Annotated in this window: 8 protein-coding genes; all 8 read right to left on the bottom strand. The window is 61.0% G+C overall.

Features of this window, described 5'->3' with window-relative positions; all coding sequences use genetic code 11:
* Positions 1–252 precede the first annotated feature (252 nt).
* On the bottom strand, positions 253–1,104 hold the full coding sequence (panC, locus tag QRN50_RS20245) for a pantoate--beta-alanine ligase (RefSeq protein ID WP_096127323.1): 852 nt from the start codon (positions 1,102–1,104) through the stop codon (positions 253–255).
* Positions 1,101–1,901 carry a 3-methyl-2-oxobutanoate hydroxymethyltransferase gene (gene panB / locus QRN50_RS20250; protein ID WP_011266658.1) on the bottom strand — a complete coding sequence of 267 codons (801 nt, stop codon included), beginning with the start codon at positions 1,899–1,901 and terminating at the stop codon, positions 1,101–1,103. The genes panC and panB overlap by 4 nt, the downstream gene beginning before the upstream one ends.
* A gap of 228 nt (positions 1,902–2,129) precedes the next feature.
* Complete coding sequence (gene folK, locus QRN50_RS20255) at positions 2,130–2,636, bottom strand: 2-amino-4-hydroxy-6-hydroxymethyldihydropteridine diphosphokinase (RefSeq protein WP_011266659.1); 507 nt, start codon at positions 2,634–2,636, stop codon at positions 2,130–2,132.
* Positions 2,629–4,032, bottom strand: a complete 1,404-nt coding sequence (locus QRN50_RS20260; RefSeq protein WP_003345072.1) for a polynucleotide adenylyltransferase PcnB — start codon at positions 4,030–4,032, stop codon at positions 2,629–2,631. Before QRN50_RS20260 ends, folK begins: the two co-directional genes overlap by 8 nt.
* A 698-nt stretch (positions 4,033–4,730) precedes the next feature.
* Complete coding sequence (locus QRN50_RS20265) at positions 4,731–6,164, bottom strand: sigma-54-dependent transcriptional regulator (protein WP_024639810.1); 1,434 nt, start codon at positions 6,162–6,164, stop codon at positions 4,731–4,733.
* Positions 6,165–6,186: 22 nt separating this feature from the next.
* Complete coding sequence (locus QRN50_RS20270) at positions 6,187–9,141, bottom strand: sensor histidine kinase (protein ID WP_024641215.1); 2,955 nt, start codon at positions 9,139–9,141, stop codon at positions 6,187–6,189.
* On the bottom strand, positions 9,125–9,301 hold the full coding sequence (locus QRN50_RS20275; protein WP_002552060.1) for a hypothetical protein: 177 nt from the start codon (positions 9,299–9,301) through the stop codon (positions 9,125–9,127). Before QRN50_RS20275 ends, QRN50_RS20270 begins: the two co-directional genes overlap by 17 nt.
* A 98-nt stretch (positions 9,302–9,399) precedes the next feature.
* The gene (gene gluQRS, locus QRN50_RS20280) at positions 9,400–10,287 is read right to left on the bottom strand and encodes a tRNA glutamyl-Q(34) synthetase GluQRS (protein WP_024660965.1); all 888 of its coding nucleotides are present in this window, start codon (positions 10,285–10,287) and stop codon (positions 9,400–9,402) included.
* Positions 10,288–10,489: the final 202 nt, after the last annotated feature.

The following is a 10,489-nucleotide window of genomic DNA, read 5'->3' on the forward strand; positions in this document are numbered from 1 at the left end:
GCTGCGGGTTTCCTTTAACTGGTTCTGTCTTTGGATATTCTTGGAGCGAGGTCGCAAGCTTTCTCACGGGCTACACATCGCAGACTACCCTTCGCGTACCTGTTTGTCTGCGCCTCGCCTTACATGACCCCGGTACTTTTTCACACACAGGCAACCGGGGCTTTGTCACGAATACGGTCGGTTGTGGTTCAGGCAACCTGTACCGGTATGGCATTGCCGGTGTGCCTTAGTTCATTGCCGGCGCACATCCTGTCAGCTTCTGGTCAGGTGCAGGTTGTCGATCAAGCGGGTTTTGCCCAGGAATGCCGCTGCGAGGATGACCACTTCGCGATTGTCGGCAGTCGCCGGACGCAGGCTGGTGGCATCGCGTATCTCCAGATAGTCGATGCGAAAACCGGCAGCCTCCAGTTGCTGCTTCTTGCTCGCCAGCAATGCGTCGAAATCCTGTTCGCCGGCACTGATCACGTCGGCGGTCTGGCGGATCGCTTGATACAGCGCGGGTGCCGCGGCGCGCTGATCGTCGCTCAGATACCCGTTGCGCGAGGACAGCGCCAGACCATCGTCAGCGCGTACCGTCGGTTCGCCGATGATCTGGATCGGCATGTTCAGATCACGCACCATGGCCCGAATCACGGCCAGTTGCTGGAAGTCTTTTTCACCAAAAATCGCCAGGTCAGGCTGCACCATGTTGAACAGCTTGCTGACCACGGTCGCGACACCTTCGAAATGGCCGGGACGGCTGGCGCCACACAGGCCTTGCGACAGGTGCGGCACGCTGACCAGTGTCTGGTCGGCCATGCCGTGCGGGTACATTTCTTCCACGCTGGGCGTGAACAGCAGATTGCAGCCGGCCTGCAGGAGTTTTTCTTGATCGGCAGCCAGCGTGCGAGGGTAGGTGGCCAGGTCTTCGTTGGGGCCGAACTGCAGCGGATTGACGAAAATAGTGGCGACCACGAAATCGGCACGCTGCGCCGCCTTGGTGACCAGCGCGGCGTGGCCGCTGTGCAGGTTGCCCATCGTCGGGGTCAGCGCGATCCGCTTGCCTTCGCTGCGTGCCCGCGCAACGGCGGCGCGCAGGTCCTGTACGGTTTTTACTGTGTTCATGCCGAGAATCCGTGTTCAGTGGCCGGAAAGCTGAGGTCTTTGACGGCGGTCACGTAGGCCCGGATAGCCGACTGGATATCGGGCTGGCCGGTCATGAAGTTTTTCACGAACTTGGGCACGCGCCCGGTGATGGACAGGCCGAGCATGTCGTGCAGCACCAGGACCTGACCATCAGTGGCGCTGCCTGCGCCAATGCCGATGACCGGGACCTTCACCGCCTGGGTGATTTCCTCGGCCAGTTCGCTGGGCACGCACTCCAGCAGGATCATCGCTGCGCCCGCCTGTTCCAGTGCGATGGCATCGGCGCGCATCTGCCGCGCCTGCGTCTCCAGCCGGCCCTGAACCTTGTAGCCGCCCAGCACGTTGACTGCCTGTGGGGTCAGGCCCATGTGCGCGCACACCGGAATGCCGCGCTCGGCCAGCAAACGGATCGACTCGGCCAGCCAGGCAGCGCCTTCGACCTTGATCATGTGGGCGCCCGCCTGCATCAGCGTTGCGCTGTTGATCAGGGTCTGCTCCAGCGTTGCGTTGGCCATGAACGGCAGGTCGGCAAGAATCATCGCGCCCTGGTTGCCGCGTTTCACACAGGCAACGTGGTACGCCGTTTCAGCGGTGGTAACAGGCAGGGTGCTGTCGTGACCTTGCAGGACCATGCCCAGCGAGTCGCCTATCAGCAGCACTTCGACACCCGCCTGGGAGGCCGTGTGGGCGAAGGTTGCGTCGTAGCAGGTCAGCATGGTGATCTTCTCACCCTTCTGCTTCATGGCCAGCAGCGACGTAACGGTTATGTTCGGCATGTAAAGTCCTCCATCAGGCGCTGTGAAGACGGGTGCTCAGCGCGTGAGAGTCATCCTGGAAAAGCAGGCACACCGTCGTGTCGCGGTGTTTTGCAAAGGCCTGTTTCACGCCCGTTCGCCTGTGGTGTGGCGGCGGGAGGCCTATCTTCGTGAGGAGGGGGCGTGAAGTCAATTGAAGGTGTTACCTGTGCGTCGGAGCGGTTACACCGGCGCGGTGACAGACAGGCTTCATGCCTCGGCGGGCAGACGCTCAAGGCCTGTGAACGGGCATTCATCGAGCAGACGATTCAGTGGTCGGCCGTCGGCCAGTGTCAGCCCCGGAGCCAGCTCTGCCAGCGGGTACAGCACGAATGCCCTGGCCTGCATGTGGTAATGCGGCACCTTGAGGCGTGGCTCATCGATAAGATGGTCGCCGAACAGCAGAATATCGAGGTCCAGCGTGCGTGGCCCCCAGCGTTCGTGGCGTTCACGGCCCTGGTCCAGTTCGATGGCCTGTAGCGCATCAAGCAGCGCCAGGGGCGCCAGAGCGGTATCGATTGCCGCGACGGCATTGGTGAAGCGCGGTTGGCCGGGCAGCAGCGAGTCGCTGATATAGAAGGACGACACGCCGCTCAACTGACAATCGGGTAGCTGCGCAATGGCCTTGAGGGCGCTGCGCAATTGCTCGGCAGGGTCAGCCAGATTGCTGCCCAGACCGATGTACACGCGTTCAGTGGCCAACAGCGGTTCATTCACCGCTTTGCGCCTCGCCCGTGGTGCGCTTGCGTTTGGCGCCGCTGTTACGACGCCGCTTGCGCGGGGCTGTGCCGGCCGCCTCGGGCTTGTTGCTCAGGTCGCGAATCATGTCGCGGCGTTCGCTGTCGTTGCAGTCCTGATAATCGGTCCACCACTGGCCCAGACCATCGGTCTGCTCGCCCGCTGTTTCACGCAACAGCAGGAAATCGTAGCCGGCGCGGAACCGCGAGTTGTCGAGCAGCAGGTCGGCACGCTTGCCCGAACGGCGCGGCAGGCGCTCCTGCATGTCCCAGATCTCGCGGATCGGCAGCGTGAAGCGCTTGGGGATAGCGATGCGCTGGCACTGTTCGATGATCAGTTCGTGAGCGGCTTCCTGCATGGCTGCGATCGGCGGCATGCCACGTTCCTGGGCACGCAGCACCTTGGCCGGCAGCGCAGGCCAGAGCAGGGCAGCGAACAGGAACGCCGGCGTGACCGGTTTGTTCTGCTTGATGCGCAGGTCGGTATTGATCAGCGCATTGCTGATCAGCGTATGGGTGTAGGTCGGGTTGTATTCCAGGGCCTTGGAGCTGGCCGGGAACAACGGTTCGAACAGTTCCAGGTCCACCAGCATTTCAAAGGTGGGGGCGGCATGCCCGGAGAGGAACAGTTTGAGCACTTCCTCGAACAGGCGTGCCGACGGAATGTCACGCAGCATCGGCGCCAGTGCACGGATCGGCTGAGCGCTGTGCTTCTCGATACCGAAGTCCAGCTTGGCAGCGAAACGCACGGCACGCAGCATGCGCACCGGGTCTTCCTTATAACGCTGCTCCGGATCGCCGATCAGGCGGATCAGGCGATTGCGGATGTCGTGCACGCCATTGGCGTAATCCAGGACGCGTTCGCTGACCGGGTCGTAGTAAAGCGCGTTGATCGTGAAGTCGCGACGCTGGGCGTCTTCTTCAAGCGTGCCGTATACGTTGTCACGCAGGATGCGTCCGCTTTCGTTGCGCGAGGACTGGTTGCTGTCCTCTTCTTCGTCATCCTGGGGATGATTGGCGCGGAACGTCGCCACTTCGATGATCTCGCGACCGAAGTGGATGTGCACCAGCTTGAACCGGCGGCCGATGATCCGCGCGTTGCGGAATTCGGCACGCACCTGTTCGGGCGTGGCGCTGGTGGCGACGTCGAAATCCTTGGGCGTGATGTTGAGCATCATGTCGCGTACGCAGCCACCGACCAGATAGGCCTGGTAGCCGGCGTTCTGCAGGCGCTCGACGATATTCACGGCATAGCGGCTGAACTGACTGCGTTGCAGCGAATGTTGGCTGCTGTTGAGCACTTCAGGCGTGGTGCGCGTATGTTGCTGCGGTTTGCGCAGTGGGGAACGAAATGACTGGAACAACTTCTTCAGCATGGGATGCACTGTTTGAAGGAATATTCGGCCAAAAACGTGGAATGACCGCATGATGGGCGGGGATTCTAGCATTTAGTCGAGGGATGGTGTAGGAAGCTGTCGCGGAAGGGTAAACGATGGCGCGGATCAAGGCGGGGAAGCTACTGGGGGAGCCGAAGCTCCCCCAAAGTGTGTGCTCTTTATTATTGTTTTCTGCCTGGGCTTCTTGTTTTTGTTGAGTGCCCATTCACGAGACCTGCGTCTGTGAAACCTCCCAGTCGGGAGTCAAGAGCAAACGGATTGCTTTGGTCGCTGCGTTGCAATGATCATTCGATCCAACCAGTTCAGGCGCTACCTAAGGGTAGTTTTTGTTGTTCTCGGCCTGGTTGCGGGGCAAGCCCCAAATACAACTCCTCTCCAAAAGAATCAGTTAGCTGCGCCTCCGCCGTGTTGTTCTTGTTATGCGTGAGTCGATTCGTATTGTTTTTATTGTGGGTGTCGTACTGCTTGTTGTTCTTCTTGTACTAAACATATAGCAGAAGCTGTGCCAACTTTTGCCAGGCCCCGTAAACCGGGGCTTTTCGGGCAGCAGGGCGTTTTTGCGCACACAAAAAAGCCGGGCCTGCGTTACCGTAAGACCCGGCTTTTGTTACGTGAAACGCTTGAGGTAACAGTTTGTCCCCGCCCTGCGCACCGCGTGCCAGAGCCCTGGGCCGGTTTTATGTCTCGCTGGCGACGCCCTTGCGCCGCGGGATGCCCAGACGCTGACGGCGTTCCCACAGACATTTGCGACTGACGCCCAGCTTGCGCGCCAGCTCGGTTTCAGTCATGTGATCCTGATGCTCCAGAACGAAGTGCTGAAAATAGTCTTCGAGTGACAGGTCTTCGGCGGGCTCGTTGCCCGACGAGCCGGAAGAGCCCGGTAACGGCGCCATGCCCATGTACTCGTCGTCATCCAGACCGTCGAGCTCGATGTCGATGCCCAGCAGGTCAGCGGTGATTTCCGGGTTCTCGCACAGAATCACCGAGCGTTCCACAGCGTTTTCCAGCTCGCGTACGTTACCCGGCCAGCTGTAATGGCGGATCGCTTGTTCGGCGTCGTGTGCAAATTTGAGGTCGTCGCGTCCGACCTTGCCGCTCTGGCGAACCAGGAACGCATGGGCGATTTCCAGGATGTCGTTGCCACGTTCGCGCAGCGCCGGGAGCTTCAGGGCGATGACGTGCAGACGATAGAACAGGTCTTCACGAAACTCGCCATTTTTGGCCAGCGTTTTCAGGTCCCGGTGGGTCGCGGCAATCAGGCGTACGTCGACCTTTTGCGATTGCACCGAACCGACCCGGCGAATCTCGCCTTCCTGCAATACGCGCAGCAGGCGAGCCTGGGCTTCCAGCGGCAGCTCGCCGATTTCATCGAGAAACAGCGTGCCACCGTCAGCAGCCTCGACCAGACCTGCGCGGCCTGCGCTGGCCCCGGTGAACGCGCCTTTTTCATGACCGAACAGTTCGGACTCGATCAGCGATTCGGGAATGGCCGCACAGTTGACGGAGATCATCGGCGCCTTGGCGCGGCGTGAGAGGTTGTGCAGGGCGCGGGCGACCAGTTCCTTACCGGTGCCCGATTCCCCTTGAATCAGGACGTTGGAATCAGTCGGGGCGACTTTGCGGATCTTGCTGTAAAGATCCAGCATGGGCGGGCATGAGCCGATGATGCCGATCTCGCCATTGTGGTTCTGTGCCGGGCCTTTTTCAGCGCTGCTGGTCCGGGCGGTGGCGCCGCGTTCGTCCTGAAGGTGCTTGACCGTCTGCCGATCACGCAGGATCCGCGAGACGGCCTGGAGCATTTCATCGTGATCGAAGGGTTTGGCGATGTAGTCCACCGCGCCCATCTTCATCGAATCGACTGCCGAGCGCAGGCTCGCGTAACTGGTCATGATCAGCACCGGTTTGCCCTCGCCGAGCTTGATCAGCTCGGTGCCGGGTGCGCCGGGCAAGCGCAGGTCGCTGACGATCAGATCGAACGACGGGATGCTGAAGCGTTCCTGAGCCTCTTGAACGGAGCCGGCTTCACTGACTTCATACTGGTTGCGTTCAAGCAGGCGACGCAGGGCTGAGCGGATAATCGTTTCGTCTTCGACGATCAAAATATGCGGCATTGATTCAGTTCTCTCGACGGTCTCAGTTCGCGGTGGACGTCGCGTCGACATGGCGTGGCAAGGTCACCCTGATTCGGGTTCCACGCTGCTGCTCGGGATCGGCCGGGCTGTCGATGGTGATTTGTCCATAATGCTCTTCAACGATGGAATAGACCAGCGCCAGGCCAAGTCCGGTTCCCTCGCCAGGATCCTTGGTGGTGAAGAACGGCTCGAACAATCGGTCCATGATTGCCTTTGAAATCCCACTGCCTTCGTCTTCGACGATCAAGTCCACAGTGTGCTCGGATACTTCGCTTCTGACCCTGACTGCGCTGCCTGCCGGGGAGGCGTCGCGGGCGTTGGAGAGCAGGTTGATCAACACCTGCGCCAGCCGTTGCGGATCGCCAACCGCCCAGTGCTCGGGGTTACACAGGTTGTAGAAGTGTACTTCGAAATTGCGCCGGTTCAGTGCCAGCAGACCAATAGCATCCTGAGCCACCACGGCCAGACAAACGGCTTCGTCGCTATGCTGATGAGCGCCCGCGTGAGCAAAGCTCATCAATGACTGGACGATGCGCGATACGCGTTTGGTCTGTTCGAGGATCTGGCTGCTGATTTCCTTGAGCTCGCCGTCTTCTTCACGTTCTTCGCGCAGGTTCTGGGCGAGGCAGGCAATGCCGGTGATCGGATTACCGATTTCGTGCGCCACACCGGCGGCCAGGCGGCCGATGCTTGCCAGGCGTTCCGAGTGCACCAGCTTGTCTTCGAGCATCTGCGTGTCGGTCAGGTCCTCGACCAGCACCACCAGGCCGCTGTTGCCCGGCGCCAGAGGCTCGTTGATGGCTGCCTTGTGCAGATTGAGCCAGCGTGTCTGGCCGTCCAGACCGAGCTTCTGCTTGTGCAAATGCTCATCGGGCAGGCTGGTAAAACCGGTCAGCAGGCCCTTCCACGGCTCGGCAATGGTTTCCAGTCGCGAGCCGACCACACGCTGCGCGACGATGCCGGTCAATTCTTCCATGGCCCTGTTCCACATCAGGATCTCCTGATCTTCGGCCAGCGAGCAGACGCCCATCGGCAGCTCCTGTAGGGTCTGGCGGTGGTAGCGACGCAGGGCATCGAGTTCGGCGGCAAGGCCGGTGAGGCGCGAGTGGTAGTCCTCAAGCCGGCTTTCAATGAAATGTATGTCTTCGGTGACGTATTTTTCGCTGCCTGATTTGTACGGCAGAAAGGTTTCCACCATGTCCTGGGCAACGCTCGGCCCCATCAGCCCGGACAGGTTGGCCTCGATGCGGTCGCGCAGGCGGCGCAGGGCATAAGGGCGGCGCTCGTCGAAGGGCAGGTAGAGATCGCGCAGCGCTTGCTCGACCTCCTTCTGCGCGGCTTTCGCGCCCAGCGGCTTGGCCAGTTGGGTGGCGAACTCCTGCGGCGACACGGCGTGCAGTTCACGGCGCTGTGGGCGACGCACGTTGTCGACTGCGCAGGCCTCGGCGGCCCCGGCTTCTTCAGGGCTGGCATTGGTGAACAGCGAGATCAGGGTGAACAGCAAGACGTTGGCGGCGAGCGAGGCGATGGCTGCCATGTGCCAACTGGTGTCGTCCAGCACGTAGATCATGTTCAGCCAGGGAATATAGAAGCCCTGCAGGTTGCCGATCAGCGGCAACAGCATGCTGACCGCCCAGACTGAAATGCCGGCCAGCAGCCCGGCGATGAAGCCGCGTCGGTTGGCGGTCGGCCAGTACAGCACCGACAGCACGCCCGGCAGAAATTGCAGGGTTGCAACGAAGGCGACGATGCCCAGGTTGGCCAGATCCTGCTGCGCGCCGAGCATCAGGTAGAAGCCGTAACCCAGCGCGATGATCGCCACGATCAGTCCGCGTCGCGTCCACTTCAGCCAGCGATAGATATTGCCCTCGGCGGGTGGCTGATACAGCGGCAGCACCAGGTGATTGAGTGCCATGCCGGACAGCGCAAGCGTGGTGACGATGATCAGCCCGCTGGCCGCCGACAGCCCGCCGATGTAAGCGAGCAGGGCCAGGGACTTGCTGTTGGCGGCGATACCGATGCCTAGCGTGAAATATTCCGGGCTGGTGGTGGCGCCGAGTTTCAGCCCGGCCCAGAGGATCAACGGCACAGCCAGGCTGATCAACAGCAGAAACAGCGGCAGACCCCAACTGGCGCTGACCAGCGAGCGCGGATTGAGGTTTTCGGTAAAGGTCATGTGATACATGTGCGGCATGACGATGGCCGAGGCGAAGAACACCAGCAGCAGCGTGCGCCACGGGCCTTCCTGCAAAGGCGTGTGCAGCGAGGCGAGGGCGGTCTGATTCTGCAGCAGCCACAGTTCCAGCTGTTGCGGGCCGTCGAACACGCCATACAAGGCATACAGACCGACGCCGCCCAGGGCAATCAGCTTGATCAGCGATTCAAAGGCGATGGCGAACACCAGGCCCTCGTGTTTCTCGCGGGTCGCGATGTGCCGTGAGCCGAAGAAAATCGTGAACAGGGTGATCAGTGCGCAGAACGCCACGGCGACCCTGTCCTGCACGGGCTCGCGGGTCAGAATGCCGATGGAGTCGGCGACCGCCTGAATCTGCAAGGCCAGCAGCGGCAGCACGCCGATCAGCATGAATACGGTGGTCAGTGCACCGGCCCAGGTGCTGCGAAAACGGAACGCGAACAGATCGGCCAGTGATGACAGCTGGTAGGTGCGGGTAATTCTGAGGATCGGGTAAAGCAGCACCGGCGCGAGGAGGAAGGCCCCGGATACCCCCAGATAACTGGACAGAAAGCCGTAGCCATACTGATAGGCCAGACCGACCGTGCCATAAAACGCCCAGGCGCTGGCGTAGACGCCCAGTGACAGGGTGTAAGTCAGCGGATGACGAATGATCCAGCGCGGAATCAGGCCGTGTTCGCTGACCCAGGCTACACCGAACAGCACCAGCAGGTAGGCGGCGCTGACCAGCAGCATCTGCGTCAGACTAAAGCTCATCGGCATCTCGCTGGCTCTGCAGAATGAACGTCACCACAATCAGGATCAGCCACAACATGTAGGGCCGATACCAGGCACCTGTGGCATCGATCCACCAGTCCATGATGGCTGGAGAGAACAGATAAATGCCGACCACCAGAAGCAAAACCAACCGGTATATGTACATCTGGTCTCCCTGCGCTGGTAGATGAGGAGCGGCATGTTAACGGATGCCGGGCAACCTGCAAGTATCCTTGCGTCGCAGTTTGTGGCGACCGCTCTGGATCAGTCTATCCGGGCTTCTTCAATATTGCGCAGTCGGGGTATCAGGTCAGCGTTCCAGTGACGGATGCCCCAGGCAAGCACTTCCTGTGCAGTGCCGTCGGCCATGTGCGTATCGAGCGGTTGCCCCAATGCGCGCAAGGCCCGCAGCAGCAGCGGCGTCGCCTGATCGGCCGGCAGCGGTGGGGAGCGATAGGACTTGCCCAGCTTGTGGCCATCCGGCTGGGTGATCAACGGTACATGCAGGTAGCGCGGTTGGGGCAGGCCCAGCAGTTCCTGCAGGTACAGCTGGCGGGGGGTCGAGTCGAGCAGGTCGGCGCCGCGGACGATATCGGTGACGCCTTGCCAGGCGTCGTCAATGACCACGGCCAGTTGATAGGCATACAGCCCATCGCGCCTGCGGATCACAAAGTCACCGCTTTCGCGGCCCAGGTGCATTTTGAAGGTGCCCTGAACCCGGTCGTCGAAACGATATTCCAGCTCCGGTACGCGAATGCGGATCGCCGCGTTGTCTGGCGAATGTCCGGCATTGCGGCAGAAACCCGGATAAATACCCTGAAAGCCTTCGAGCTGTTTGCGCGAGCAGGTGCAGGCGTAGGCCAGGCCATGATTGAACCAGCGCTGGAGGATCTCGGCGTAGGCGTCATGGCGCTCGCTTTGCCGCACCATCTGGCCGTCCCATTCAAAACCGTAGCGCTCGAGTGTCTCGAGAATCCCCGCCTGCGCGCCGGCCACTTCACGCGGCGGGTCGAGATCCTCCATGCGCAACAGCCACTGACCGTCTGCCGCGCGCGCATCGAGATAGGAGGCTAGGGCTGCGACCAGCGAGCCAAAATGCAGGTAACCACTGGGAGTCGGCGCAAAGCGCCCGATATAGGCCGGTTTTTTCATGGGCGGGATGTTACGGGTGACGGGCTTGGGCGGGCAAGTGGAACGCAGTGGGTGGTTATGCAGAGTCTTGTGCCAATGCTCCGCGTTGGCATGCAGTTCGTGACGCTCTGCGTCACACGGCGGTTCTGCGATTTCAGGTGGCTGGGGGTTCGACTCAAGTCACCTTTTCGCCCCTCGGCGACTCACTTTGAGGGACCAAAGT

Origin of the sequence: Pseudomonas sp. MEJ108 (genome assembly GCF_030208985.1) — a bacterium.
In the GTDB taxonomy this organism is placed as follows: domain Bacteria; phylum Pseudomonadota; class Gammaproteobacteria; order Pseudomonadales; family Pseudomonadaceae; genus Aquipseudomonas; species Aquipseudomonas fragariae.

Coding starts and splice junctions, on each gene's coding strand:
- panC (WP_096127323.1), bottom strand. CDS start 1,104: ATGAACACAGTAAAAACCGTACAGGACCTGCGCGCCGCCGTTGCGCGG.
- QRN50_RS20260 (WP_003345072.1), bottom strand. CDS start 4,032: ATGCTGAAGAAGTTGTTCCAGTCATTTCGTTCCCCACTGCGCAAACCG.
- panB (WP_011266658.1), bottom strand. CDS start 1,901: ATGCCGAACATAACCGTTACGTCGCTGCTGGCCATGAAGCAGAAGGGT.
- QRN50_RS20275 (WP_002552060.1), bottom strand. CDS start 9,301: ATGTACATATACCGGTTGGTTTTGCTTCTGGTGGTCGGCATTTATCTG.
- QRN50_RS20265 (WP_024639810.1), bottom strand. CDS start 6,164: ATGCCGCATATTTTGATCGTCGAAGACGAAACGATTATCCGCTCAGCC.
- gluQRS (WP_024660965.1), bottom strand. CDS start 10,287: ATGAAAAAACCGGCCTATATCGGGCGCTTTGCGCCGACTCCCAGTGGT.
- QRN50_RS20270 (WP_024641215.1), bottom strand. CDS start 9,141: ATGCCGATGAGCTTTAGTCTGACGCAGATGCTGCTGGTCAGCGCCGCC.